The organism is Gemmatimonadaceae bacterium (genome assembly GCA_019637355.1).
In the GTDB taxonomy this organism is placed as follows: domain Bacteria; phylum Gemmatimonadota; class Gemmatimonadetes; order Gemmatimonadales; family Gemmatimonadaceae; genus Pseudogemmatithrix.
Genome location: JAHBVT010000001.1, coordinates 1,582,050 through 1,607,747, shown reverse-complemented (window position 1 = coordinate 1,607,747; position 25,698 = coordinate 1,582,050). Strand labels below are relative to the sequence as shown.

Here is a 25,698-nt window from a genome sequence, read left to right as displayed (position 1 = left end):
GGGTGCCAGCCGCGCTTACGGGCGTCCCGGCCTCGCCGGGCATCGTCGTGGGCATCGCCCACCTCCTCAGGTGGGAGGTGCCGGACGTGGACGCCCGTGTGCTCGGCGACCACGAGGTCAGCGACGAACTGGCCCGCTATCGCGCCGCCAGCGCCAAGGCCGTCGAGCGCCTGCGCGCCGTGAAGTCCCGCGCCGCCGAGAAGGCCGGTGAGGCCGAGTCGGCGATCTTCGACGTGCAGATCTCCATCCTCGAGGATCCCTCCCTGCGCGAGCAGGTCGAGTCGCTGGTGGAGAAGAAGCTGGCGGCCGAGAAGGCGTTTGACATCGTGATGCTCGACTGGCGTGACCACTTCGGGCGCAGCACCAACCCGATGATGCGCGAGCGGGTCGGCGATCTCGTGGACGTGCACATCCGCCTGCTGACGATCCTGCTCGATCTCCCCGACCACGACCCGGTGGACCTCGAGCCCGGCGCCAACGCCATCCTCGTCACGCACGACCTCACGCCCAGCCTCACCATCCAGCTCGACCGTCGTGCGATCGCCGGCATCGCCACCGATGCCGGGACGCGCACCTCGCACGTGGCGATCCTCGCGCGCTCGCTCGGTTTGCCGGCTGTCGTCGGGCTCATCGACGCCACGGGCCGCATCCAGTCCGGCGAGCGCGTCATCCTCGACGGGACCAACGGCCGCCTCGTGGTGAAGCCCACCGCCGCCGAGCTCTCGCAGTTCGCCGACCGCGCGCGGCGCGAGGCCGCGGCACAGGCCGAGTTGGCGACGCTCGTCGGCGTCGAGTCGCGCACGACCGACGGCACGCACATCACGCTGCGCGCCAACGTGGACCTGCCTGACGAAGCCGGCGTCGCCGCCGGACACGGCGCCGAGGGCGTTGGCCTGATGCGCACCGAGTTCCTCGTCGTCGGTCGCACCGCGATGCCCACCGAGGACGAGCAGTACGCCGCGTACCGCAAGGTGGTCGAGGCCTTCCCGGGGCAGCCGGTAGTGATTCGCACCTACGACGTAGGCGGCGACAAGCTGCCGGTCGGCGGCTTTCCGCACGAGCCCAATCCCTTCCTGGGCTGGCGCGCCATCCGGATGTGCCTCGACGAGCCCGAACTGTTCAAGGTGCAGTTGCGGGCATTGATGCGGGCGGCCGTGCACGGCGACCTGCAGGTGATGTTGCCGCTCGTCGTCGCGGTGGATGAAGTGCGGCAGGCGCGCTACCTGATGCAGGAGGCGGCCGCCGAGCTCGCGGCCAAGGCGGTGCCGCACCGCGCGGACGTGCCGTTGGGCGTGATGGTCGAGACGCCCGCCGCCGCGGTCTGCGTCGACACCTTCGTGCAGGATGTCGCCTTCCTGAGCATCGGCACCAACGACCTCGTGCAGTACACCCTGGCGGTGGACCGCGGCAACGCCTCGCTGGTGACTCGCTTCACGCCGCTGCATCCCGCCGTCCTGCGCCTCATCGCGCGCACGGTGGAAGTGGGGCAGGGTGCTGGCCTGCCGGTGAGCGTCTGCGGCGAGATGGCCTCGCAGCCGATGATGGCCTACGCCCTCATCGGCCTCGGCGTCCGGCAGCTCAGCGTGGCCGCGGTGGGGCTCTCGGCGGTCAAGCGCATCGTGCGTGGGGTGAGCGTGGCCGCAGCCGCCCGCGCCGCGCGTGCGGCAGTGGACGCCGCCACGGCAAGCGAGGCCGAAGCCATCCTGCGCGCAGACCTCGAAGCCGAGTTGGGTGAGGAGCTGCTCGACGGGTTGCTCGGCCTCAGCTAGGCGCGTTAACCTTCAGCACGCGGCTACACCTGCTTTGCGGCCGGCCCTGTGCCGGCCGTTTCCTTATCCCAGCCCAGAACCTTGTATGCTCCACCGCCATCTGTTCACGTCTGAGTCCGTTTCCGAAGGGCATCCCGACAAGGTCGCCGACCAGATCTCCGATGCCGTGCTCGACCATATGCTGGCCCAGGACCCGCGCTCGCGCGTGGCCTGCGAGACGATGGTTACCACCGGCCTCGCCACGATCTTCGGCGAGGTGACGACCAACGCGTGGGTCGACCTGCGCAAGGTCGTGCGCGACACGATCGAGCAGATCGGCTACACCGAGGCGGGCATCGGATTCGACGCGTACTCCTGCGGTGTGCTCAATGCGCTGGGGCAGCAGTCCAACGACATCGCGGTGGGCGTGGACACCGGCGGTGCCGGCGACCAAGGGATGATGTTCGGCTTTGCCTGCGACGAGACGCCGGAGCTGATGCCGCTGCCGATCACGCTTTCGCATCGCCTGGTGAAGGTGCTCGCCGACCGCCGCAAGGACGGCACGCTGCCCTGGCTGCGTCCGGACTCGAAGTCGCAGGTCTCGGTGGTCTATGAAGACGGCCGCCCGGTCGAGGTGGACACCGTCGTCATCTCGACGCAGCACGCCGACTCGGTCAAGAACAAGACCATCCACGAGGCGGTGAAGCGGGACATCATCGACGAGGTGATCCCGAAGGAGCTGCAGGCCAAGAAGATGAAGGTGCACATCAACCCCACCGGCCGCTTCGTCATCGGCGGCCCGCACGGCGATGCCGGCCTCACTGGCCGCAAGATCATCGTGGACACCTACGGCGGAATGGGCCGGCACGGCGGCGGCGCCTTCTCCGGCAAGGATCCGTCCAAGGTGGATCGCTCGGCGACCTACGCCGCACGCTGGGTGGCCAAGAACGTCGTCGCCGCCAAGCTCGCCACCAAGTGCGAGGTGCAGGTGGCCTACGCCATCGGCGTCGCCAAGCCGGTGTCGGTGATGGTGGACACCTTCGGCACCAACGCGGTGGACGAGCGCGCGATTATGAAGGCCGTGAACGAGGTCTTCGACCTCACGCCGAAGGGCATCATCGAGGCGCTGGACCTCCGCAAGCCGATCTACGGTCCCACCGCCGCGTACGGACACTTTGGTCGCAGCTCGGAGAAGGTGGAGCGCTTCGGCCGCAAGGTCACGCTCTTCACCTGGGAGCGCACCAACAAGGTGGCCGACCTCCGGCGCGCTGTGCGCGCGGGCTGAGGCCCGCGCCGCGGCCGTGGTGGAAGTCACCGTCAGCCGCATCGGCCTCGACGCCCAGTCGCAGGCCTTCGTGGTCATCCTTGAGGAGCGCGCGGGTAACCGCGTGCTCCCCATCTGGATCGGGCGGCCTGAGGCCGAGGCCATCGCGGCGCACCTCAACAACGTCAAGCGCGAACGCCCGATGACGCACGACCTCGCGGCCGCGCTTGTCAGCGGCCTCGATGGCCTGTTGCGCCGCGTGCAGGTCACGCGCGTGGTGCAGGGCACGTTCCACGCCGAGCTGCACCTGACGCGCGGTGGCAGCACCATCGTGGTGGACGCACGGCCGTCGGACGCCATTGCCATCGCCCTGCGCCTCGGCGCACCGGTCTTCGTCGCCGATGATCTGCTCGACGACGACGAACCCGGCAGCCAGGCGGAGTCGCCGGCCGACGGCGATCATCTCTCCGCCGAGGAGTTGCAGCGCCGTCTGGCGCAGCTCCGTCCCGAAGACTTCGGACGTTTCATCCCGTGATCGAATGACCACCAAGCCCGCCATCATCGCCCTCGTCGCGGCGCTCACGCTGCTCCCCGATGCCCTCGCGGCGCAGGGCGGCGATCGCCAGCTCGGCGGTCGCATCACGCGCCCCGGGCGTGGGGATGCGCAGCTGCCGGTGTCGGGGGAATGGGTGGTGCTACATCGCGTCGGCGTCGATGCGGCCAATCCCATCGACTCGATGCGCACGCGCGGCGACGGATCGTACGCGTTCCGCTACCGCGCCACCGGCGATACCAACGCCGTGTACTTCGTGAGCACCTCGCGCGGTGGTGTGGCGTACTTCACCCCGCCCACGCGCGAACGCGTGGTGCAGGGCGGGATGGCCGACCTGGTGGTGTACGACACCACGAGTGCGCCCATCCCGATCACCGTGCGCGGGCGCCACCTGATCTTCACCGCACCCGATTCCACCGAGCCGCGACGCTCGGTGATCGAGGTGTTCGAGCTCAGCAACGACAGCTCGCGCACGCGTGTGGCGGGCGCGGGGCAGCGGCCGACCTTCGAGGTCGCGCTGCCCCCCGGCGTCACGCAAGTGCAGGGTGGGCAGGGCGACATCTCACCCGAAGCTGTACGTGCCGATGATGGTCGCGTGCGCGTGTGGGCGCCGCTGGCGCCGGGCGTCAAGCAGTTCTCGTTCAGCTACGACCTGCCCGTCTCACAGACCTCGTTGAGCGTGCTGCTCGAGGAGGCCGTGCCGGTGATGGAAGTCCTGGTCGAGGATCCGCGCGGCACGGCCGTGGGCGGCGGCTTGGTGGAGGTCGATCCGGTGCAGATCGAGGGTCGGCCCTTCAAGCGCTTTCTCGCGCAGGACATTGTGGCAGCGACGGAGATCACGGTGACGGCGCCGGGGAGCCCGCGCAGTGCGGGCAGGCTGCGGCTGCTGTTCATCCTCACGGCCGTGGGCGCGGCGATGCTGCTGGGCTTGGGAATGGCCTTCCTGCGCGGCGGCCCGCGTGCCTTCGCCCGCAACCGGGCCGAGACGCCCGAGTCGCTGGCGCTGCAGATCGCCGCCCTCGACGCGGCGTTCGAACGCCTCGACGCGCCGACGGAATCGCAGAAGGCCGAGCACTACCTCAAGCGCGCGCAGCTGAAGGGGCGCCTGACCGCCGTGCTTGCCAAGCAGGACGGGCTCGCGTAGGATTCCGTCCAACAACTGAAGAGCGAACGCGGGACACGGAAGCCGGTGCAATGCCGGCGCGGCCCCGCCACTGTAACGGGCATCAACAGACGTCCACTCGAGCACAGCCACTGCATCCTGCGGGATGCGGGAAGGTGAGTGAGACGGCCCGGAGCCAGGAGACGACCCACGTTCGCGCCACAGCAACAACCCTCGGGGGAGGGTCCGTGGCGTTTGCGTAGGTCCGTCTGCCATTGGCCGGACCGTGCCGACGTGCAGCAGGGCTCCTTCCTCACCTGGAACGGAGCCCATTTTCGTGTCTCGACTCATTCGTTGGTCCGCTGCGCTGATGCTGTTCGCGGTCCTCGCCTGCGGAGGGGAGCGCACATCAGTCGCCGCCGGTGGTGAGGCGATCGTCGATGACTTCGGCGACACCCTGCGGCTCGCGGCGCCGGCGCAGCGCGTGGTCTCGCTGAACCCGGTCACCACCGAACTGCTCTTCGCGCTCGGGGCGGGGGACCGCCTCGTCGGACGCACGAGCTGGGATCTCTACCCCGAGGCCGCGCGCGCCATCCCCGACCTCGGGGCGGGGATGGGCCCCAACGTCGAAGCCATCCTCGGCCAGCGCCCGGACCTCGTGCTGCTCTACGCCAGCGAGATGAACCGCGTCGCGGTGCGGCAGTTGCACGCAGCGGGCATCGCGACGCTCACGCATCGCACGGATCGCATCGCCGACCTGCAGCGCGTCCTCCCGGTGATCGCAGCGACGCTCGGCGCCGAAGCTGTCGGACGCGTCGTGGCGGATTCGGTGCAGGCGTCCGTGGATGCCGTGCGCGCGCTGCCGCGGCCCAGCGAGCCGCTGCGCGCGTACTGGCACGTTTGGGACGCGCCGATCCTCACCATCGGCGGCGGCAGCTATCTCAGCGAGCTGCTGGACGTCGCCGGCGCAGCCAACGTCTTCGGTGACCTGAGCGCGCCGTCGCCGCAGGTCTCGCTTGAGGAAATCGCCCGCCGCAATCCGGACGTGATCCTCGCGGGCCCCAACAATGCGCGCAAGATCCTGGCGAGCCCCGCGTGGCGCGTGGTGCCAGCCGTGCGCGCCGGCCGCGTCGTGGCCATCGACACGACCATCGTCGGGCGCCCCGGTGTGCGGATGGGTGAGGCCGCGCGCTTCCTGCGACGCGAGCTCGTGGACGCGTTGCCCAACCCTGGCGCAGGACTCCCGTGACCTGGCGCATCTGGGCCCTGCTGCTCGCGTCCGTCGTCGTCGCGGCGGCGTTGGGCATCGCTGGCGGTGCCGTGCCGATGCCGCTCGGCGACGTGCTGCAGGCGCTCGCCGGCAGCGGCGACGAGACGCACGTCGCCATCGTGCGCACACTGCGGTTGCCGCGCGTCACGCTGGGCCTCGCCGTCGGGGCGGGGCTCGCCGTGAGCGGTGCGGCGCTGCAGGCCACGCTGCGCAATCCGCTCGCGGAGCCCTACTTACTCGGCGTCTCCGGCGGTGCTGCCGCCGGTGCGGTGCTCGCCGTGACGCTCGGACTCGCCTCTGCCTTGTTGCTGCCGCTGGCGGCCTTCGCCGGCGCCGTCGCCGCGGTGATTGTCGTGCTGCTCGTCGCCCGCGCCGTCTCCGGCCACGCCGACCCGCGCGTGCTGCTGATGGCCGGCGTCGTGGTCGGTGCGTTCTGCACGGCGCTGATTATGGTCGCTCTCGCGACCGCCCCCGAGAACACGGTGCGAGGCGCACTGTGGTGGATGATGGGCTCGCTCGGCGACGCGCAGTGGCGCTCCGTGCGCTGGGTCGCTGCGTACGTAGCGCTTGGCGTCGCGCTGCTCGTCCTCTGGGCCCGCGACGTGGACGTGCTGGCGCTCGGCGACGAAGCAGCCGCATCGCTGGGTTTACCGGTGGAGCGTGTCACGCGGCGCATTTACTTCGCGGCCTCGCTACTCGCCGCGGCGACGGTCGCTGGCGCCGGCTTGATCGGCTTCGTCGGGCTCATCGTGCCGGCCATCGCCCGCGCCCTCGGCGCGCGCAGCACACGCGAGACCATCGTGGCGGCGGCGCTGGCGGGCGCGGCGCTGGTCGTGCTCGCGGATCTCGCCGCGCGCACGGTGTTGCGGCCGGCCGAGCTCCCGCTTGGCGCCGTCACCGCGCTCATCGGCGTGCCGTTCTTCCTCTGGCGACTCCGGAGCGCGCGATGATTCGCTTCGAGGATGTGGTGATCCGCTACCGCGGCGCGCCGTCGCCAGCGGTGCAGGGCGTCTCGCTGGAGAGTCCGGCCGGCCGCATCACCGCCGTCGTCGGCCCCAACGGCAGCGGCAAGAGCACGCTCGTGCGCGCCTTGCTCGGCCGCATTCCGTTGGAGCGGGGCAGCATCGCGCTCGACGGTACAACCTTGGCCGATCTCGAGCGCCGCGCAATCGCCACGGTGATGGCTGTCGTGCCGCAGCGCGAAGAACCGGTGTTCCCGCTCGCGGTGCGGGACTACATCGCGCTGGGGCGGCATCCGCACGGGGGCCCCTTTGCCGGCCGCGCCGTCGCCGATCGCGAGGCCATCGACCGCGCCATTGTCCGCGCCGACGTCGCCGCATTCACGGAGCGCCGCACCGACGAACTCTCCGGCGGTGAATGGCAGCGCGTGCGCATCGCCCGCGCCCTGGCCCAGGGCGGGCGGGCGCTCGTGCTCGATGAGCCGACGACGTTCCTGGATGTGGCCCACGAGATGGCCGTCTTCGAGCTCCTCGACGCGCTCGCACGCGCAGGGCAGGCGGTCCTGCTCGTCAGCCACCAGCTGAACCTCGTCGCCCGCTTCGCCGACCACATCGTGCTGATGCACCGCGGCCGCGTCGCCGCCGACGGCACACCGGCCGACGTGATGCGCGGCGAAGTGCTCGAACGCGTCTACGAATGGCCCCTCGTCGTCTCCCGCGACCCCGCGGTCGGCGCGCCGGTCCTCGTCCCGCTCCGAGGCCGCGGCACCCGCTAACCAGCGGGAACGCGCCCGTCTCGCATCTCCCGTCTCCCGCCATCTCCCCTCTCCCAACCGTCTCCCATCTCCCCTCTCCCAACCGTGCTGTCCACCTCCCGCCTCCCGTCTCTCAGCCTGATCGCGCTCGCATTCACGATTGCGATCCACCCTAGAGTCGAAGCACAAGACTCCCTCCCCCCCCTCATCATCACCGCCACCCGCACCCCCACGCCGCTCACCGCCCAAACCGCCACCGTCTCGGTCCTCGGCGGCGACCAACTTCGCGCCGAAGGCGTCACGCACGTCGGCGATGCGCTGCGCCGCATCCCCGGCATCGCGATGGCCCGCAGCTCCGGAATCGGCTCGCAGCACACGATCTTCCTGCGCGGCGGCCAGGGCAACTATGTGCGCGTACTGGTGGATGGCGTCGCCATCAACGAACCGGGCGGCACGCTCGACCTCGGCCGCCTCACGCTCGATGACGTCGAGCGCATCGAAGTCGTGCGTGGCCCGGCCAGCGTGCTCTATGGCTCCGAGGCCGTGACCGGCGTCGTACAGATCTTCACGCGACGCGGCGCAGGCGCCACGCGGTTGCGCAGCGAGGTCGGTGGCGGGTCCTTCGGCACCCTGCGCGGGTCGCTCGGCGCCAGCGGCTCGGCGCGTGCGCTCGGCTGGACGCTGCAAGCGGACCGTCACGCGATGGACGGAGTCCTCGCGTTCAACAATGCCTACCGCAACGACGGCGTCTCCGGCGCGCTCGACTTCACGCCAGATGCGCGCACGGATGTGCGCGTCACCGGCCGCTTTAACAACTCGATGTACCAGTATCCGACGGGCTCGGCGGGGCAGCTCGACGATCGCAACGCCGAGCGCACCGAGAACCGTGTGTTGGCCGGCCTGGACCTCGGCCGCCGCTGGACCGATCGCTTCGAGACGCGTGCCCAGTACACCTGGATGGACCTGCTTCCGCGCACCAACGACGGCCCTGACACGCCCGCTGATACCTTCGGCTTCTACGGCTACTACGCGCGCGGGGCGGTGAAGCGGCGGATGGCCGACGCGCGCAGCATCCTGCGGCTCAGCGACGCGCACGCGGTGACGTTCGGCGCCGAGTGGGCACGCGACCAGGAGCGGACGACATCGGTGAGCCAGAGCGAGTTCGGTGACTTCCCCGATGAGCTCCGTGCAGCCCGCGAGAACCGTGCGCTGTACGCGCAGGGGCAGGGCGAGGTCGGGCGACTCGCCTACACCGTGGGCGCACGCCTCGACGACAACTCCGCCTTCGGCCGATTCCAGACGGCGCGTGCCGGCGCGGGCTGGCGCGTGTCGGATGGCTTGCGCGTGCGCACCTCGGTCGGCACGGCCTTCAAGGCCCCGAACTTCTTCGAGAACTTTGCCGGCGGCTTCGTGGTCGGGAATCCCGACCTCAAGCCCGAGGAGTCGCGTTCCGCCGACCTCGGTGTGGACGTCTCGCTCGCGACCGGGGCGCGGTTCTCCGTCACCGGCTTTGCGCAGCGATTCCGCAACCTGATCCAGTACAACGGCGCCGTGCCCTTCGGCGAGCCGAACTACGAGAACATCGTGGCCGCGAATGCCGGCGGTGTCGAAGTTGAGCTCTCGTTGCCGGCCGTCGTAGGCATCGAGTCGTCGCTGGGGCACACCTGGACCAGCACGCGCGTGGCACAAGCGGGCTTCGACACCACCGCGAGTGCGACCTTCGTGGCCGGAGGGTGCCTGCTGCGGAGACCCAGCAACGTGACGACGCTGCAACTGCGGCGCGGCGTCGAGGGGCTCGGGACGTTCTCGCTGCTCGTCGTGCGCACTGGCGAGCGTGAGGATCGCGACTTCGCGACCTTCCCGGCCGGCGTCGTCACGCTGGGCGGCTTCACCACCTTGGACTTCGGTGCCGACCTGCGCTTGCCTCGCACTTTGGGCGCCGACGCGCGGCTCGTGCTGCGGGCGGACAACCTGACCAACGTGCGCTTCACCCAGATCGCCGGGTTCCAGAGCCCGGGCCGCATCCTCTACGCGGGACTTAGATTGGAGTGGTGATCGAGACTGCGGCCATCGTCCTCCACGCCTTCGACTATCGCGAGACGAGCCGCATCGTGCGGCTCGCCACGCGGGACGCGGGCGTGCTGGCGGCGGTCGCCAAGGGCGCGAAGCGGCCGAAGAGTCGCTTCGGGCAAGGATTAGACCTGTTCACGGGCGGCGCGGCGCAACTGCTCATCCATCCGAGCAAGGACCTGCACACCCTCGTTGCGTTCGACGCACAGCGGGCGCGGCCAGCGCTCGCTGGATCGCTGCAGCGCTTCGGTGCCGCATCGGCGCTCGCCGAGCTCAGCCTGCGCTTCGGCACCGACGCCACGGCGGGCGTGCACGACGCCCTGCAAGACGGGCTCGATCGGCTCACCGCATGCGCTGAGAGTGATGTCACGGCGGCAGCCCTCGCCGTCGGCTGGCGCATCGTCGCCGAACTCGGCTTCGCGCCCACGCTAGAGACCTGCGCCCTCTGCCATCGGGACCTCGGGCCAGACGAGGACGTTCGCTTCGCGCACCGCAGCGGCGGCGCCGTCTGCGCGACCTGCCGCACGCTGGTACCCGGTACACGCACCCTGCCAGCGAGCGCGCGCACGACCCTCATCGGGTGGATGCACGGCCAGGAGATTCCTGTAGAGGATATCCCCACAGCCAAGGCGCATCAGCGCCTGCTACGCGAGTTTCTTGAGGAGCACTTGGGCGACGGACGTGCCTTCCAGGCATTCCAGTCGTGGGAGCGGCTGAGCGCCTGACGTCCCAACCTGCCGAAACGGCGTAACTTGAAAGGCGTAGGAGTTGCGACAAGCGGAGTCAGGAGGCGCTCGCACGTTGATCACCTCGCGTCTCCCAGTAGGTCTCGTAGCTTCCGTCCTCCGTCATCCGTCCCGAAATGCTCAACCCCGACCGCCTCACCGTAAAGTCCAGCGAAGCCATCACTGACGCCGTCACCATCGCGCGTCAGGCTGGCAATCCGCAGGTCCACGACACGCACCTGCTGCTCGCACTGCTTCGGCAGGACGAAGGCATCGTCGTGCCCATCCTGCAGAAGCTGGGCGTCGGGATTCCGGCGCTGACGCAGGCGGCTGAGCGCGAAATCGCGCGCTACCCCAAGCAGAGCGACGCGCAGCCCACCTTGGCGCGCGAGGTCAGCGCCGTGCTCGATGCCGCCGAAGCCGAGGCCAAGCGGCTCGGGGACGAATACGTCTCCACCGAACACCTGCTGCTGGGTCTGGCCACGGCCAAGGGATCCGAGACCGCCAACCTGCTCAAGGCGCAGCGGGTCACCAAGGCCGGGCTCGAGGAGGCGCTGGAGAGCGTCCGCGGCTCGCATCGCGTCACCGACCAGACGCCCGAGAACCAGTACCAAGCGCTGCAGAAGTTCACCCGCGACCTCACGGAGGACGCGCGCAAGGGCAAGCTCGATCCGGTCATCGGCCGCGACGAGGAAGTCCGCCGCGTGATGCAGGTGCTCTCGCGCCGCACCAAGAACAATCCCGTGCTCATCGGCGAGCCCGGCGTCGGCAAGACGGCCATCGCCGAGGGCCTCGCGCAGCGCATCGTCAACGGCGATGTGCCGGAGTCGCTGCGCAACAAGCGCCTCATCTCGCTGGACCTGGGCGCGCTCATCGCCGGCGCCAAGTTCCGCGGCGAATTCGAGGAACGCCTCAAGGCCGTGCTCAAGGAGATCACCGCCAGCGAAGGCAAGTTCGTCGTGTTCATCGACGAGCTGCACACGCTGGTCGGGGCAGGCAAGGCCGAGGGTGCGATGGACGCCGGCAATATGCTCAAGCCGATGCTGGCCCGCGGCGAGCTGCGCGTCGTCGGCGCGACCACGCTGGACGAGTACCGCAAGCACGTCGAGAAGGACCCGGCGCTGGAGCGTCGCTTTCAGCCGGTCTTCGTCGGTGAACCCACGGTCGAGAGCACGATCGCCATTCTGCGCGGCTTGAAGGAGCGCTATGAGTCGCACCACGGCGTGCGCATCACCGATGGTGCCGTCGTCGCGGCGGCCACGCTCTCCAACCGCTACATCGGTGACCGCTTCCTTCCCGACAAGGCCATCGACCTGATGGACGAGGCCGCGTCGCGGATGCGCATCGAGATCGACTCGCTGCCGCAGGAGATCGATGAGGTCGAGCGCAAGGTCGTGCAGCTGGAGATCGAGCGGCAGGCGCTGGCCAAGGAGAAGGACGCTGCCAGCGTCGAGCGCCGCGGCAGCATCGAACAGCAACTCGCCCAGCTCAAGGAACAGAGCGCCGCGATGAAGGCGCAGTGGCAGCTCGAGAAGGAGGCCCTCGGCGAGGTCGGGCGCATCAAGGCCAAGATCGAGGAGTCGCGCACGCTGGTCGAGCAGGTCACCCGCAGCGGCGACCTGCAGAAGGCCGCCGAGATCCAGTACGGGCAGATTCCCAAGCTCGAGCAGGAGCTCAAGCAGGTAGAGGCACGCCTCGCCGAACAGGCGGGCAAGGCGCGGTATCTCAAGGAAGAAGTCAGCGCCGACGACATCGCCGAGATCGTCGCCCGCTGGACGGGCATTCCGGTGTCGCGAATGCTCGAGGGCGAGCGCGAGCGCCTGGCCAAGCTGGACCAGGAACTCGCCAAGCGCGTCGTCGGGCAGACCGAGGCCGTGCAAGCCGTGGCCAACGCCGTGCGCCGCTCGCGCGCCGGCCTGCAGGATCCCAATCGCCCGATCGGCTCGTTCATCTTCCTCGGCCCCACCGGCGTCGGCAAGACGGAGACCGCCAAGGCGCTCGCCGAGTTCCTGTTTGACGATGAGCACGCGATGGTGCGCATCGATATGTCCGAGTATATGGAGAAGCACGCCGTTTCCCGTCTCGTCGGCGCGCCGCCGGGCTACGTCGGTTACGACGAAGGCGGCCAGCTCACGGAGGCCGTGCGCCGGCGTCCGTACAGCGTCGTGCTCTTCGACGAGATCGAGAAGGCGCACCCGGACGTGTTCAACATCCTGTTGCAGATCCTCGACGACGGCCGCCTCACCGACTCGCAGGGCCGGACTGTGGACTTCCGCAACGTCGTCATCATTATGACGAGCAACGTGGGCTCCACCTGGATCCTCGAGCACGCCGGCAGCGACTGGGCCTTGGTGGAGTCGCAGGTCACCGCGGCGCTGCGCCAGCAGTTCCGTCCCGAGTTCCTCAACCGTGTGGACGACATCATCATCTTCCGTCCGCTCGGCGCCGACCAGATCGGGCACATCGTCGGCTTGCAGCTCGCGCGGATGGACCGCCTGCTGGCCGACCGCAAGATCACGCTACAGCTGAGCGACGAGGCCAAGGCGCTGATTGCCGCCGAGGGCTACGACCCCGCCTTCGGGGCGCGGCCGCTCAAGCGCGCCATCCAGCGCTTGGTGCAGAATCCACTCGCGCTTGAGCTGCTCGAGGGCAAGTTCCACGACGGCGATACGATCGTCGCGACGGTGCAGGGCGGCGCCCTCAAGTTCGAATCAGCCGCGTGACGAGCCCAGGACCCGTCACCTTCTCCTCGCGCGCCGAGGAAGACGCGTATTGGATGGGCCTCGCGCTCGCCGAGGCTGAGAAGGCCGCGCGCACGGGAGAAGTCCCGGTGGGCGCGGTGCTCGTGCACAACGGTCAGGTGATGGCTCGCGCCGGCAACGCGATGGTGGCGAGCAAGGACGCGACCCAGCACGCCGAGCTGCGTGTGCTCAAGGCGGCGGCCTACGCCATCGGCGACACGCGACTCACCTCGGCCACGCTGTACGTGACGCTGGAGCCCTGTGCGATGTGCGCCGGCGCCATCCTGCACACGCGGCTGGCGCGCGTGGTTTTCGGCGCGTGGGACGAGAAGGCGGGGATGGTCGGGTCCATCCACGACCTGCTGCGACATCCGAAGCTCAACCATCGGCCGGAAGTACAGGGCGGGGTACGGGAGGAGGATGCGGCACGGCTGTTGACAGAGTTCTTCCGGGCCAGGCGAGGGGACTAGGTCGCCCTAGGGATTGACGCGCCGTGGTCCCGGCCCGATTCTGCGGGTCGCCACGCCGGTCGGTATGCACGGCACCGTCCCCCGATTCCAGTCGCCCCGATGACCTTCCATCGCGCGCTGCGCAACTGCCTACTCGTTACGGCGTGGATCACGCTCGACGGCTCGGGTCGAGTCGCCGCGCAAACGTCTCCGTGGTTGACCATCGACTCCGCAGCCGTAGCGTCGAGCGGCGCGCGTACGTTGGCTGACCTGCTCGCCGCGCGGGTGCCCGGGCTCAGCGTCACGTATCTCACTGGAGCGCCCGGAATCGGCGCACAGGTGTCAGCGCGCTCGAGTGTCGGGTTCTCCGGGTCGGGTCGACCCGCGCTGATCGTCGATGGCGTGCTGATGCGCGATGACCAGCAGTTTATCGGTGAGCGGCCGGATGGGCAGATGCTCGCGGATCACTGGAATTTGCCGGTCGAGGAAATCGCGAGCGTCGAGGTCGTGCTCGGTGCCGCAGGCGGGATGGCGCTGGACCCTGGTGCCAGTCGAGGCGCCGTCGTCGTGACGACGCATCGTGCGCACGGTGGCGCGTGGACCGGTCGCGTGTTTGCCGATGCGCGCACCGTGGGCGCGGGAACGGCCATCCGCCCTGCCAGCACGCGTACCGGGGACCTCAGTGGCGGTGGCAGCACGTACTACTGCACGCTGCAACTCGAGGCCGCGGGCGACTGCGTCCCGACGGGCACGTGGACCCATAATCCGTTCCCGACAGGTTCGCCGTTCGCTGCCGGCCAGCGCGTACGCGCCGGCGCATCGGCGGCCGGTGGACTGCCGTTCGGATTGCAGGGCCGAGTGTCCGGCCTCACCGAATCCGATCCCGGCGCGATGGGCTCCGCCATCGCGCGGCACGATGTGTCGCTCGCGCTGGCCTTGCCGCGGCGCGGGCGCTGGGAGTCGGAGCTCGACCTCCGCGTCCAGCAGTTCAGCGGTGACTTCCTGCAGTACTCGACGTTGCGCCGAGCGGCGACCTACGGGCCCTACGATGCCGACTCCAACCTCGATCAGCAGACCACCTACGCGCGGGAAGTGGCGTGGGCCCCGGCGTGGGCCAGTCGGCGGTCGAGCGTGGGAAGTCGCACACGCGTGTCCTTGACGCGGACGACCTCACTGGCCCTGCATACGAGTGGCGAGTGGCTCACGCGCTACGCCGCACGCTCGGCCGTGTGGCCCTGGACGGGCGGTGGAGACGCCGTCTACGAGGCCGACTTCGAGTCGCTGCGGCGCGCGTGGACCGTGTCGCTGGAGGCGCGTGAGGAGCGACAGCTCGGTCGCATCGGCCTCACGGCATTCGCATCCATCCTGCAGAACTCCATCGTGCAGGCGGACTCGTTTCGCACGGATGTCTATCCCGACGTTGGGGAGGCGTTCGGTTCCGAGAGCCGCCAGCGCCTGACACAGGATCGCAGCGTGCAGCGACTCGGGGCGCGACTCGTGGATCGCAGCGGTGTCAGCGGCGGTGCGGGGGTACGTCGCGAAGCCGGCTTCGCCCCGGACGAGGCCGCCGTCCTGCCGTTCGCCGACCTCCGCTGGGATTGGTCGCCGCCGTCGGGGGCCGCACGCTCGCGACTTGGCATCTGGACGGCGTACGGCGAGGCAGTGGACCCACAAGGTGAACTCCACATCCTCGGGCGTCGCACGGCGACGTTCTCCGGGCTACTGGTTCCGGGATTCGAACGGACGCGCGAACGCGAGCTCGGCGCTGAGGCCGGATGGTTCAGCGACGCGGTGCTGCTCTCCGGCCGGCTGTTCCGCCGCGACGTCTCGGACGCGGTTCGATACGAGCTCGGCGGATTCCCTGGCCAGCCCGAGAATGTCGTGCGCGCGGGCGGCATCGCGACGCGCGGTGGGGAGATTGCGCTGCGCTTGAGTCGACGCATCGGCGAGCGCTCGCGCGTAGCCTCGACCGTATGGGCGGCCGTCGCAGGCAGCGAGCACGTCGGCACGTTTTCATCGATGATTCTCTTTGGCCCGGGCGGCGTTCCGAACGTGTCGCTGCGCATCGCCCCCCAGTCCCCGTTCGGCGAGATCAGTGTCCACCGTCGCAGTTTCGTCGACGCGAACTTGAATGGGGTCGTCGAGCCATCGGAGCTCGGGGACTGGGAGGTGGCCGACCGCGGGTCGCTGGTACCGACCCGTCTGTACGGCGCCACCTTCGAGGCCGTGCGAGGCCCCGTGTCCGTCGGCGGCACGCTCGACGGGAAGGCTGGTCACGTGCGCGTCCGCAATGACGCCGGCCTGTGTAGCGGGCAGCGCTGTGAGGCGCGCTACGACCCGAACACGTCACTCGAAGACCAAGCTGCCGCAATCTCCCTCGGTTCGACGCTCGAGGATGCGAGTTTCGTGCGGGTGCGCGAAGTCTGGCTGCGCTGGGAGGCATCCGACGGGCGTCTCGGCGGGATGTCCCTCTCGTTCATCGGTCAGAACCTGCTGACCTTCGCGCGGTCCTCGGGAGATGATCCCGAGACGGGGACGCCGTACGCGGCCGGCCTCATCCTCGGGTTCTACCAGCAACCCATCGCGCCTAGCGTCGGGCTCCGGGTCGACTTCCGCGGGATCGGTTCGGCGCGCTCAACCCGTTGAACCCAGCCCCGCGCCCCGCTAACTTCCGCAGTCTGCTGGACAGGTGGCCGAGTGGCTGAAGGCACCGGTCTCGAAAACCGGCATACCGGCAACGGTATCGAGAGTTCGAATCTCTCCCTGTCCGTGTAGGACCCGACGCGCTGGCGACCCCGGCGCGTCGTCGTTTGCAGGGGTGTGCCTCGCACGCCCGCCCGGGACAGGTGGCCGAGTGGTTGAAGGCGCACGCCTGGAAAGCGTGTATACGTTAATAGCGTATCGCGGGTTCGAATCCCGCCCTGTCCGTCGCGTCCCGCGCAGCCGCCTGGCTGCGCGGGACGTTGCCATTCTGGGCGGCTAGCGACTCGGCGCGGTGAAGCGCATCGTCTCGAGGAAGCGCCGCAGCGCCTGCTCACCCTGGGTCGCGTGCTGCTCGGCGCTGCGTGGTCGGGACGTCGCGCCGTTGAGCTCGGTGCCCACCAAGTACAGGTAGCCGTTGCGCGTGAACGCGACGAACGCGCGCACCGAGTCGAGCCGTTTGCGCGTGGACTGGTCCATCAGCGTGTGGCCCTCCGGAAACTCCAGCACCACGAGCATCGCAGGCGCACCATCCAGCACGATCGGCAGCTCTGCCAGCACTCGTGACGTGGGGTTCGTCCGATGGATCTCCCGCGGCCGTTGCGAGAGGAACTCCACCAACTCTGCCGAGTCGGTCGGTGCCGTCCACCCGCGGGGCGCACGCAGCGATTCGATGTAGTGCATCTCGCCCGCGTCGCCGCGGAAGTGCACGGCGGTGCCCTCGCGCATCCGCTCGCGCTCCGACCGCGCATAGCCGAAGTTGTAGCGTGGAACCGGAACCGCGAAGTCACCGTCTGCGCTGCGGAACGGGGCCGGGGTGCGCTGGGCCAGCGCAACTGGCGCGGTGCAGAGGAGAAGCGTGAACGAAAGCACGAGGCTCAGGCGCACCGGTCGCTCCGGGAAGGGTGTCGCGAAGGTACGTCCACCATTGTGGCGCCGCCAGCGATTGCAGTGCTCTCAGGGCGACGGCGGGACGCTGTCCTGCGCACAGCGAGGCTGCGGCTCCCCTTCGGCCTGCTCGCCGCCGGCGGCAAACACCACCAGCCGCTGGCCGCAGCGCGCCCCGCCGGCGCTCGGGGTGCGCGCGTGCCACGAGACGCGCATTGCCGCCGCCGGCACGGGCGCGCGACTGAACAGCTGGCCGATCTGGCTCCGCGTATACACGAGCGAGTCGCCTGCGCTGCCTGAGCGATACAGTCCCGACGGCTTGCCGCGGATTGCGGCCGCCGCGCCAGCGATCTCTGGACGGTGGAAGTACACGAGCGCGGATCCGTCCGGTGCCAGGGCAAAGCACGCGGGGTCGCCTGGCAGGCCCATCGATTCCGTGACGAACTGCGGGGCCAGGCACACCCCGAGCAGTACTCTCGCGCCGGACCGGGCCTCCCGCTCGACGCGCCAGAACTCATAGTGCGGCTGAAACAGCAGGCGGCTCGGATCGGACTTGCGCACCACCTCGAACGCGCCGGCGCTCACCAAGGTGCGGCGCGTGGCGCAGGCCGAGGCCAGGACGGCAACTGCCAGGAGCGCGGACGAAGCACGAAGTCGCACGGTGGGGTCGGTGGTGGGAATGCGCCGGGGGTCAAGGAGACACTACCGCGTAACGCCGCCGCCCGCCACGGCAGGCGGCAGGCCGGCCCACCTTCGCCAAGCCGCGACACGGCCACTGGGCGTTCCGTGACACGCCCCGCAAACCTTTCCCGCGTCCCCGGTGTCTATATCGGTGAACGCAGGGGAGACCCTATGACCACCAACGTGAAGCGCAACTCCGACTCCCGAATCGACCTCTTCGACGCCCACGGCCAGCTGATCGGGAGCATCTCCCGGCCCGTGGAGCCCGAAGCGCTCGGCCCCGGTCGCGAGAAGGTGTACCTCGCCCGCTGCCCAATGGCGCGTAGCGAGCGCCCGAGCCGCAACCAGGCCGCGTAATCCTCAGTTGCCGCTCCCGCCACTGCGGTCGGGAGCGCATATTTGGGGGAATGCCCGCCGCCCCCTTGGTCCTGTTGGATGCGCGCGCCGTCGCGCGCACGATCTCGCGTATGGCCGACGAGATCCTCGAGCGAAATGCCGGCACCGACCGCCTCATCCTCGTCGGCATCCAGCGCCGTGGCGTCCAGATCGCCGAGCGCATCGCCAAGGTGATCCAGGAGCGCGAAGGCGCTTCGGTCCCGCTCGGCGCCCTCGACATCACGCTCTACCGCGATGACCTGCAGACCGTCGGGCCGCGCCCGGTGGTCGGCCAGACGCACCTACCGAAGGCGCTCGAGGGCCAGGCGGTGGTCATCGTCGACGACGTGCTCTTCACGGGGCGCACCATTCGCGCCGCGCTCGACGAGCTCGCCGACTTCGGTCGCCCCTCGCGCATTATGCTCGCCGTCCTCGTGGACCGCGGCGGCCGGGAGCTGCCCATCCACGCTGACGTCGTCGGGCAGACGGTGACGGTGCCGCCCGGCGGCCGCGTCGACGTCCTGGTGCCGGAACTCGACGGCAAGGACGAGGTCACGATGGTCGGAGGTGGACCGTGAGCCTCCTCGGCAAGGACCTGGTCGGGCTCGCCGGCCTGAGCCGTGAGCAAATCAGCACCATCCTCGACGTCGCCGAGCCCCTCCGGGAAGTCTCTGAGCGCGCGATCAAGAAGGTTCCGACCCTCCGCGGGATGACGGTCGTGAACCTCTTTTTTGAGGCCTCCACCCGCACGCGCATCTCGTTCGAGTTCGCCGAGAAGCGGATGAGCGCCGACACGGTCAACGTGGCCGCCTCCGGCTCCAGCGTCTCCAAGGGCGAGACCCTCGTGGACACGGCGCGGAACCTCGAGGCGATGAAGATCGATATGGTCGTCATCCGCCACGGCTCGTCGGGCGCCGCACGATTCTTGGCTGAACGCATCGAGAGCAACGTCATCAACGCCGGCGACGGCACGCACGAGCACCCCACGCAGGGCCTGCTCGACCTGCTCACGCTGCGCCAGCGCTTCGGCACGCTCGAGGGCAAGCGAGTCTGCATCTGTGGCGACGTGCTGCACTCGCGCGTGGCCCGCAGCAACATCTGGGGCCTCAAGGCGCTGGGCGCCGAGGTGGCCGTCTGCGGCCCGCGCTCGCTGCTGCCCAACGCCATCGGCGAAATGGGCGTGCAGGTGTTCAGCCGCATCGAACAGGCCATCGAGTGGGCCGACGCGCTCAACGTCCTGCGCCTGCAGCTCGAGCGGATGCAGGCCGGCTACATCCCGTCGCTGCGCGAGTACAACCGCGTCTTCGGCGTCACGCGTGCGCGGCTCGAGAAGGCCCCGCGCGACCTTCTCATCCTCCATCCCGGGCCGATGAATCGCGGCGTCGAGATCGACTCCGACGTCGCCGATGGGCCGCACTCCGTGATCCTCGACCAAGTGACCAACGGCGTGGCCGTGCGTATGGCCGTGCTCTATCTCCTCGCCGGCCAGAAGGCCGCGCTCGCTGACGTCGCCAAGGGAGGTGCCGCGTGAGCGCGCTACTCGTGAAGGGCGGGCGGATCATCGACCCCTCGCAGCACCTCGACGCTGTCGGCGATGTGCTGCTCGTGGACGGCGAGGTCGCCCAGTGCGGCGGCTCGATCTCCGCGCCTGCGGGCGCGACGGTCGTGGACGCCAAGGGGCTCGTCGTCGCACCAGGACTCATCGACGTCCACGTCCACCTGCGCGAGCCGGGTAGGGAAGACGTCGAGACCGTCGCCAGCGGTGCCCACGCCGCCGTGGCCGGTGGCTTCACGGCCGTCTGCGCGATGCCCAACACCAAGCCGGTGACCGACAACCAGGCAACGGTGGGCTTCGTGAAGCGGCAGGGTGAGGCTGCAGGCTTCGCCCGCGTGTATCCCATCGGCGCCATCTCCGTGGGCCAGCAGGGCGAGACCCTCGCCGAGTTCGGCGAGATGGTCGCCGCCGGCGCGGTCGCGTTCTCCGACGACGGCAAGCCGGTGGAGAACACGCAGCTGATGCGCACCGCGATGGAGTACGCACTCACGTTCAACGTGCCGATCGTCGAGCACTGCGAGGTGATGTCGCTGGCGCACGGCGGCTCGATGAACGAAGGCATCGTCTCGGCGCGCCTGGGCCTCAAGGGCATTCCCCCCGAGGCCGAGGAGATCGACGTCGCGCGCTGCATCCTGCTCGCCAAGCGCACCGGTGGCCACGTGCACCTCTGCCACCTGAGCACCAAGGGCTCGGTGGACTTGGTGCGCTGGGGCAAGGCTCAGGGCATCAACGTCACGTCGGAAGTCTGTTCGCACCACATCTCCCTCACCGAAGATGCGGTGGAAGGCTACAACACCAACGCCAAGATGAATCCGCCGCTGCGCACCAAGGCGGACGTCGAGGCGCTGCAGCAGGGCCTCAAGGACGGCACGATCGACCTGCTCGTGACCGACCACGCACCGCACCACTACGACGAGAAGGAACGCGAGTTCGCCGATGCGCCCAACGGCATCGTCGGGCTCGAGACGGCGCTCGGTGTGAACATCACCTATCTCGTCGAGACGGGCATCCTGTCGCTCAACGATATGGTGAACCGGATGAGCTGTCTGGCCGCGAAGATCTGGCACCTGCCAGGCGGCACGCTGGTACAGGGCAGCATCGCCGACGTGACCGTCTTCGACCCCAAGCGGCAGTGGGTCGTGGACCCCGCGCAGTTCAAGTCGAAGGGCCGCAACACGCCCTATGGCGGGCACCGCCTTACGGGTCAGGCGATTTGTACCATCGTGGGCGGGAAGATCGTCCACCGAGTGGACTAACCCCTGACACCCGACCGGATGCGAAAGGCCGATTCCTCCCGGCTGGAGACGCTTGAGGCGCTCATCGCCGAGAAGCGCAAGCACGAGACGCACCTCGCCAAGCTCGAGGAGCGCCGTGCGGCCACGCCCGAACAGGTCTTCAACCGCCTGCGCGACGAGTACCTGACCAAGCTGACCGACGCGCAGGTGCGCGCCGCGGCCGAGGCGGAGTCGCTGTCGGGCGGGCTCGAGGACGATGAGGCGGCGGTAGTCGAGGTCGAGGCCAAGCTGGTGGCTCTCGAGGAAGAGCGCGCCGAAGCCCAGATCCGCGCCGAAGTCGAGGAGTGGGACCCGAAGGAAGCGCAGAAGAAGCTCACGGCGATGAACGCGGCCATCAGTATGGCCGAGAAGGAACGCGACGCCCGGAAGACGGTAGCCGAGCGCACGCGGGCGCTGCTGGCTGAGGCCCGAGGCGGCACGCCGCCACGTCCGCAGGCGAGCGTGCCCGGCGCTCCGCCGATGCGTCCGACCACCGCCGGCATCGCGGGCGGCCCGAACTTTGACGAACTCGCGTTCTTGAACTCGGTGGTCGGGCGCACGAGCACTTCTGGCGTCCCTGCGCCGCGGGCCAGCAAGCCGGTGTCGCAGCCAGCGGAGGCGAAGGAGCCCCCGGCGGCGAACCCGGAGCTTCCGCCGAGCATCCCGCCGTCGCCCGCGCCGCCTCCGCCGGCCGCCGCCGCAGTTCCTGAGCCTGCGCCCGCCACGGCGCCCGAACCGACGCCCACACCGGAACCGCCGGCGCAGTCGTCGCTTCCGCTCGAGGCGCCATCGGCGCCCACACCGGTTGCCAAGGCAGCGGAGCCTGAGCCTACCGCACCAGCGGCCGATGCCGAGGATGAGGAAGAAGCCTCCGGCCCCCTCGGCCGCCCGACGCCTCGCACCACGCAGGCTGTCAAGACCCTCAAGTGCGCCGAGTGCGGCTCGATGAACTACCCGACGGAGTGGTACTGCGAACGCTGCGGCGGAGAGTTGGCGGCGCTCTAGGGATCAGGACGGAAGACTGAAGACGGAAGGAGTGTACGCTCTTCTCTTCCGTCTTCAGTCTTCCGTCTCCAAACAAAACCACCCCGCAGCCGAAGGCAGCGGGGTGGTGCCTCGAAGCGACGCTTCGGCTTACTTCGCCTTCGCGATTGACGACTTCTGGCGCGCGGCGGCGTTCTTATGAATCAGGCCCTTGCGGGCGGCACGGTCGAGCAGCTGCGTGGCCTTGAGCTTCTCGGCCGGGCTCGCGCTGGCGGCCTTGGCCGTCTTGAGCGCCGTCCGGAGCGTCGAACGCTGCGCACGGTTGCGCGCGGTCGCCGTCTTGGTCTTGCGCAGGTTCTTCTTCGCGGACGCGATTCTCGGCACTGGTCCAAACTCTCTAGCAGATGTGATGTCGCGGAGGGCCGATGCGCCCTCCCATAGCCTCGGAAGTGTAGTCGCCATCGGGTCTTACGTCAAGCGATGGGACGCTTGGAACGGAGGCGCTTCGCGTGTAGCTTTGACCGCGACTGCCCGTGACGGGCCTCACTCCCACGCCGCGCCGCCATTGCTCACTTCTCCCGCCAACGACGCCCAGGGCAGCACCCCCTTCGTCGTTGACCTGACGGGCTTCAACGGCCCGCTCGACCTGCTCCTCTCGCTCATCCGCGACGAGCAGCTCGACATCTACGACATCCCAGTCGCCCGCATCTGCGAGCAGTTCCTCGGCAAGATGCACGAGCTGCAGCTCAACGAGGCGGCGGAGTACCTCGAGATGGCCGCACGGCTCATCCGCATCAAGGCGCAGATGCTGCTGCCGCGGAAGGCCGAGGGCGACGAGTGGGAGGATCCGCGGGCCGAACTCGTCCGCCGCCTGCTGGAGTACCAGCAGATGCGCGAGGTCGTCGACGTGCTCGAGCGCCTGGGCGAGGACCGTCGCTCGCGCTTCGCGCGCACCTACACCGGCCAGCCCGCGGCACCGCCGCCGGCGCCGTTGGCCCTGGCCCTGGGCGACCTGCTCATCGCCGTGGACCGCGTCCTGCGCGCCGCCAAGCGCCCGACGATCCACGAAGTCATCCCGCGGGCCCTCGACGTGGACGGTGCGATGCAGACCGTGCGCGCCATCCTCGCCCTGCGCGCCCGCCTGCGCTTCCGTGAACTCGTCCGCGACGACGCCGAGCCGTGGGAGGTGCTGAGCGCGCTGCTCGGCCTGCTCGAGCTGGGCAAGCGCAACGAAGTCCACCTGACCCAACCCCGACCGTTTGCAGACGTGGAGATCCGCCGTGAATCCGCTGGCGAAGCTGCTTGAGGCCGCGCTCTTCGCGAGCCCGCGCCCCATCGCGACCGACGAGCTTGCCGCACTCGACCCCGAGGCCTCGCCGGCTGCGGTGCAGAGCGCGCTCGACGAGTTGCGCGAGCACTATGACGTGGACGGCCACGGCGTCGAGCTGGTGGAAGTCGGCGGCGGCTGGCAGGTCCTGACGCGCCCCGAGTACACCGAGGCGATCGAGCGCGCGCAGATGGCGGTGCGCCCGCAGCGGCTCTCACCGGCGGCGTTGGAGACGCTGGCCATCATCGCCTACCGGCAGCCGATCGGCCGCGCCGAAGTCTCGGAGATCCGCGGCGTGGACGTGGGCGCGGTGATCAAGTCGCTGCACGAGCGCGGCCTCATCGACGTCGTCGGCCGCGCCGAGGGGCTCGGACGCCCGCTGCTCTACGGCACGACGGCGATGTTCCTCGAGCAGTTCGCCCTGCGGCACCTGGGTGAACTGCCGCGCGTGGACGAACTCGCCATCGCCCTGCGCAAGGACGGACAGCCACCGGTGATGGCGGTCGACGAGATCGACGGCGCTACGGCGGCTCCGGCCACCGAGCCGGCAGTCGAGGCCGCGGCGACTGAGGGCGTGCCGGCCGCGTGACCCACGAGGCGATGCGCATCCAGCGTGCCCTGGCGCGCGCCGGCATCGCGTCGCGGCGCAAGGCAGAGGAGTTGGTCACGGCCGGGCGCGTGCGCGTCAACGGCGAAGTCGCCCGCACCGGGCAGACCGTCACGCCCGGCAGTGACCGCATCACGGTGGACGGCAAGCCGGTGGAGTTGCCGGCATCGGCCAAGTGGCTCGTGCTCCACAAGCCGGCCGGCGTGCTGACCACCCGCAGCGATCCGCAAGGACGCCGCACCGTCTTCGACCTCGTCAAGGACGAGCCCGGCCTCACGTACGTCGGGCGTCTGGACTATATGACCGAAGGCGTGCTGCTCCTCACCACCGATGGCGACGCGGCCCACACGCTGACGCATCCCAGCTCGCAGGTGCCGCGCACCTACGTGGCCACCGTACGCGGCTCGGTGAAGGCCGCGGCGGCGGAGATCCGTGCCGGCGTGGAGCTGGAAGACGGCCCGGTGCGCCCGGAGAGCGTCTCCGTCGAGCCTGGCGAGCGGCCGCGCACCTGGGATCTCACGCTGACCATCCGCGAAGGGCGCACCCGCGAAGTCCGCCGCCTCTGCGAGCACGTCGGACTGGAGGTGCTGCGCCTGGTGCGCACGTCCTTCGGTCCCGTGCAACTCGGCAGCCTCGCCGCGGGTACCACTCGCACGTTGACGACCAAGGAGCGCACCCTGCTCGACGCGCTCCTCCACACCTGAACCAATCCCGATGGCCGCACCCTCTCCGCTCCCGAAGGCAATCCTCGACCAGGTCTCCCAGCGCGTCGTCGGCCAGCAGCAGATGGTCGAACGGCTGCTCATCGCCCTGCTCACGGGCGGGCACGTGCTGCTCGAGGGCGTACCGGGCCTGGCCAAGACGCTGACGGTGCGCACGCTGGCCGAGACGGTGCGGACGAGCTTCTCGCGCATCCAGTTCACGCCGGACTTGCTGCCGGCCGACGTCATCGGCACGCAGGTCTTCGACCAGGGCACCGGTCAGTTCTCCGTGAAGGCGGGGCCGATCTTCGCCAACATCGTGCTCGCCGACGAGATCAACCGCGCGCCGGCCAAGGTGCAGGCGGCGCTGCTCGAGGCGATGCAGGAGAAGCAGGTGACGATCGGCGGGACCAGCTTCGTCCTCGAGGAGCCATTCCTCGTGCTGGCCACGCAGAATCCGATCGAACAGGAAGGCACCTACCCGCTGCCGGAAGCGCAGGTGGACCGCTTTATGCTCAAGCTGCGTGTCGGCTATCCGACGCGCGACGAGGAGCGGGAGATTATGCGGCGGATGGCCGGGGGCGAGGACATCCCCGTGGACGCGGTGGCCGATCCCGCCGAGCTGCTCTCGGCCCGCAAGACCATCGCCGCGCTGCATCTCGACGACCGCCTCGTCGACTACATCGTGAACCTCGTGCACGCCACGCGCGTCCCGCGCGAGGCCGGGCTCGACGACATCGCGCCGCTGGTGGAGTACGGCGCGAGCCCGCGCGCGACGATCGCGCTGGCCCAGGCCGCCCGCGCCCACGCTTGGCTGCGCGGCCGTGACTTCGTCTCGCCGGATGACGTGAAGGCCATCGCGCCCGACGTGCTGCGGCACCGCGTCCTGATGACCTTCGAGGCCGAGGCCGAGAACGTCTCGAGCGACGCGGTCATCACGCGCATCCTCGACCGCATCGCCGCCCCGTGA

24 protein-coding genes, 2 tRNA genes and 1 riboswitch are annotated in these 25,698 nt (G+C 69.6%); of the genes, 23 read left to right on the top strand and 3 right to left on the bottom strand.

The window, feature by feature from the left end:
- The first annotated feature begins 2 nt into the window (after positions 1–2).
- The 14 genes from ptsP (at position 3) to KF689_07335 (ending at position 16,564) form a co-directional block, all read left to right on the top strand.
- A complete protein-coding gene (gene ptsP / locus KF689_07400) occupies positions 3–1,769 on the top strand; it encodes a phosphoenolpyruvate--protein phosphotransferase (protein ID MBX3133192.1) in 1,767 nt (588 codons plus the stop codon).
- A gap of 85 nt (positions 1,770–1,854) precedes the next feature.
- Positions 1,855–3,033 carry a methionine adenosyltransferase gene (gene metK, locus KF689_07395; protein ID MBX3133191.1) on the top strand — a complete coding sequence of 393 codons (1,179 nt, stop codon included), beginning with the start codon at positions 1,855–1,857 and terminating at the stop codon, positions 3,031–3,033.
- Positions 3,034–3,052: 19 nt separating this feature from the next.
- The gene (locus KF689_07390; protein ID MBX3133190.1) at positions 3,053–3,547 is read left to right on the top strand and encodes a bifunctional nuclease family protein; all 495 of its coding nucleotides are present in this window, start codon (positions 3,053–3,055) and stop codon (positions 3,545–3,547) included.
- Between the two features lie 4 nt (positions 3,548–3,551).
- Positions 3,552–4,709 carry a hypothetical protein gene (locus tag KF689_07385; protein MBX3133189.1) on the top strand — a complete coding sequence of 386 codons (1,158 nt, stop codon included), beginning with the start codon at positions 3,552–3,554 and terminating at the stop codon, positions 4,707–4,709.
- A 37-nt stretch (positions 4,710–4,746) separates the two neighbouring features.
- Positions 4,747–4,872, top strand: a riboswitch (cobalamin riboswitch).
- A gap of 132 nt (positions 4,873–5,004) precedes the next feature.
- The gene (locus KF689_07380; protein ID MBX3133188.1) at positions 5,005–5,916 is read left to right on the top strand and encodes an ABC transporter substrate-binding protein; all 912 of its coding nucleotides are present in this window, start codon (positions 5,005–5,007) and stop codon (positions 5,914–5,916) included.
- Positions 5,913–6,887, top strand: a complete 975-nt coding sequence (locus KF689_07375) for an iron ABC transporter permease (GenBank protein MBX3133187.1) — start codon at positions 5,913–5,915, stop codon at positions 6,885–6,887. The genes KF689_07380 and KF689_07375 overlap by 4 nt, the downstream gene beginning before the upstream one ends.
- Positions 6,884–7,672, top strand: a complete 789-nt coding sequence (locus KF689_07370; protein MBX3133186.1) for an ABC transporter ATP-binding protein — start codon at positions 6,884–6,886, stop codon at positions 7,670–7,672. Before KF689_07375 ends, KF689_07370 begins: the two co-directional genes overlap by 4 nt.
- A gap of 84 nt (positions 7,673–7,756) precedes the next feature.
- Positions 7,757–9,706 carry a TonB-dependent receptor gene (locus tag KF689_07365; GenBank protein ID MBX3133185.1) on the top strand — a complete coding sequence of 650 codons (1,950 nt, stop codon included), beginning with the start codon at positions 7,757–7,759 and terminating at the stop codon, positions 9,704–9,706.
- Entirely contained in the window at positions 9,703–10,446 is a 744-nt protein-coding gene (gene recO, locus KF689_07360) for a DNA repair protein RecO (GenBank protein ID MBX3133184.1), read from the top strand. The genes KF689_07365 and recO overlap by 4 nt, the downstream gene beginning before the upstream one ends.
- Positions 10,447–10,583: 137 nt before the next feature.
- Positions 10,584–13,169, top strand: a complete 2,586-nt coding sequence (gene clpB, locus KF689_07355) for an ATP-dependent chaperone ClpB (protein MBX3133183.1) — start codon at positions 10,584–10,586, stop codon at positions 13,167–13,169.
- 53 nt (positions 13,170–13,222) lie between these two features.
- A complete protein-coding gene (tadA, locus tag KF689_07350; protein ID MBX3133182.1) occupies positions 13,223–13,657 on the top strand; it encodes a tRNA adenosine(34) deaminase TadA in 435 nt (144 codons plus the stop codon).
- 99 nt (positions 13,658–13,756) lie between these two features.
- A complete protein-coding gene (locus tag KF689_07345; protein ID MBX3133181.1) occupies positions 13,757–16,282 on the top strand; it encodes a TonB-dependent receptor plug domain-containing protein in 2,526 nt (841 codons plus the stop codon).
- Positions 16,283–16,319: 37 nt separating this feature from the next.
- Positions 16,320–16,406: transfer RNA gene (locus tag KF689_07340), tRNA-Ser, on the top strand.
- Between the two features lie 70 nt (positions 16,407–16,476).
- Positions 16,477–16,564, top strand: a tRNA-Ser gene (locus tag KF689_07335).
- 51 nt (positions 16,565–16,615) lie between these two features.
- Here the strand turns inward: KF689_07335 and KF689_07330 are convergent.
- Positions 16,616–17,224 (bottom strand): hypothetical protein, encoded by a 609-nt coding sequence (locus tag KF689_07330; GenBank protein MBX3133180.1) that lies wholly within the window; start codon positions 17,222–17,224, stop codon positions 16,616–16,618.
- A gap of 69 nt (positions 17,225–17,293) precedes the next feature.
- The gene (locus KF689_07325; protein ID MBX3133179.1) at positions 17,294–17,884 is read right to left on the bottom strand and encodes a hypothetical protein; all 591 of its coding nucleotides are present in this window, start codon (positions 17,882–17,884) and stop codon (positions 17,294–17,296) included.
- Between the two features lie 192 nt (positions 17,885–18,076).
- Here KF689_07325 and KF689_07320 point away from each other — a divergent pair, with 192 nt between their 5' ends.
- The 5 genes from KF689_07320 to KF689_07300 are packed head-to-tail and all read left to right on the top strand — an operon-like array spanning position 18,077 to position 22,114.
- Positions 18,077–18,262, top strand: coding sequence for a hypothetical protein (locus tag KF689_07320; protein ID MBX3133178.1), 186 nt, complete (start codon positions 18,077–18,079; stop codon positions 18,260–18,262).
- Between the two features lie 50 nt (positions 18,263–18,312).
- Positions 18,313–18,858, top strand: a complete 546-nt coding sequence (gene pyrR, locus KF689_07315) for a bifunctional pyr operon transcriptional regulator/uracil phosphoribosyltransferase PyrR (GenBank protein ID MBX3133177.1) — start codon at positions 18,313–18,315, stop codon at positions 18,856–18,858.
- A complete protein-coding gene (locus tag KF689_07310) occupies positions 18,855–19,811 on the top strand; it encodes an aspartate carbamoyltransferase catalytic subunit (GenBank protein ID MBX3133176.1) in 957 nt (318 codons plus the stop codon). Before pyrR ends, KF689_07310 begins: the two co-directional genes overlap by 4 nt.
- Positions 19,808–21,091 (top strand): dihydroorotase, encoded by a 1,284-nt coding sequence (locus tag KF689_07305; GenBank protein ID MBX3133175.1) that lies wholly within the window; start codon positions 19,808–19,810, stop codon positions 21,089–21,091. The genes KF689_07310 and KF689_07305 overlap by 4 nt, the downstream gene beginning before the upstream one ends.
- A gap of 18 nt (positions 21,092–21,109) precedes the next feature.
- Complete coding sequence (locus KF689_07300) at positions 21,110–22,114, top strand: hypothetical protein (protein MBX3133174.1); 1,005 nt, start codon at positions 21,110–21,112, stop codon at positions 22,112–22,114.
- 129 nt (positions 22,115–22,243) lie between these two features.
- Here KF689_07300 and rpsT read toward each other — a convergent pair whose 3' ends face one another.
- Positions 22,244–22,555 carry a 30S ribosomal protein S20 gene (gene rpsT / locus KF689_07295; GenBank protein ID MBX3133173.1) on the bottom strand — a complete coding sequence of 104 codons (312 nt, stop codon included), beginning with the start codon at positions 22,553–22,555 and terminating at the stop codon, positions 22,244–22,246.
- A 103-nt stretch (positions 22,556–22,658) separates the two neighbouring features.
- On the opposite strand from rpsT, the gene KF689_07290 reads away from it, so the two are divergent.
- The 4 genes from KF689_07290 to KF689_07275 are packed head-to-tail and all read left to right on the top strand — an operon-like array spanning position 22,659 to position 25,698.
- Positions 22,659–23,399, top strand: coding sequence for a segregation/condensation protein A (locus tag KF689_07290; protein MBX3133172.1), 741 nt, complete (start codon positions 22,659–22,661; stop codon positions 23,397–23,399).
- A complete protein-coding gene (gene scpB / locus KF689_07285) occupies positions 23,374–24,009 on the top strand; it encodes an SMC-Scp complex subunit ScpB (protein ID MBX3133171.1) in 636 nt (211 codons plus the stop codon). The genes KF689_07290 and scpB overlap by 26 nt, the downstream gene beginning before the upstream one ends.
- A complete protein-coding gene (locus tag KF689_07280) occupies positions 24,006–24,731 on the top strand; it encodes an rRNA pseudouridine synthase (GenBank protein MBX3133170.1) in 726 nt (241 codons plus the stop codon). The genes scpB and KF689_07280 overlap by 4 nt, the downstream gene beginning before the upstream one ends.
- A 10-nt stretch (positions 24,732–24,741) precedes the next feature.
- Positions 24,742–25,698 (top strand): MoxR family ATPase, encoded by a 957-nt coding sequence (locus tag KF689_07275; GenBank protein MBX3133169.1) that lies wholly within the window; start codon positions 24,742–24,744, stop codon positions 25,696–25,698.

Excerpts from the sequence above, each read along its gene's own strand:
- KF689_07275 (MBX3133169.1), top strand. The coding sequence starts at position 24,742 with ATGGCCGCACCCTCTCCGCTCCCGAAGGCAATCCTCGACCAGGTCTCC.
- pyrR (MBX3133177.1), top strand. The coding sequence starts at position 18,313 with ATGCCCGCCGCCCCCTTGGTCCTGTTGGATGCGCGCGCCGTCGCGCGC.
- metK (MBX3133191.1), top strand. The coding sequence starts at position 1,855 with ATGCTCCACCGCCATCTGTTCACGTCTGAGTCCGTTTCCGAAGGGCAT.
- tadA (MBX3133182.1), top strand. The coding sequence starts at position 13,223 with ATGGGCCTCGCGCTCGCCGAGGCTGAGAAGGCCGCGCGCACGGGAGAA.
- KF689_07385 (MBX3133189.1), top strand. The coding sequence starts at position 3,552 with ATGACCACCAAGCCCGCCATCATCGCCCTCGTCGCGGCGCTCACGCTG.
- KF689_07370 (MBX3133186.1), top strand. The coding sequence starts at position 6,884 with ATGATTCGCTTCGAGGATGTGGTGATCCGCTACCGCGGCGCGCCGTCG.
- KF689_07345 (MBX3133181.1), top strand. The coding sequence starts at position 13,757 with ATGACCTTCCATCGCGCGCTGCGCAACTGCCTACTCGTTACGGCGTGG.
- clpB (MBX3133183.1), top strand. The coding sequence starts at position 10,584 with ATGCTCAACCCCGACCGCCTCACCGTAAAGTCCAGCGAAGCCATCACT.
- KF689_07320 (MBX3133178.1), top strand. The coding sequence starts at position 18,077 with ATGACCACCAACGTGAAGCGCAACTCCGACTCCCGAATCGACCTCTTC.
- KF689_07300 (MBX3133174.1), top strand. The coding sequence starts at position 21,110 with ATGCGAAAGGCCGATTCCTCCCGGCTGGAGACGCTTGAGGCGCTCATC.
- rpsT (MBX3133173.1), bottom strand. The coding sequence starts at position 22,555 with ATGGCGACTACACTTCCGAGGCTATGGGAGGGCGCATCGGCCCTCCGC.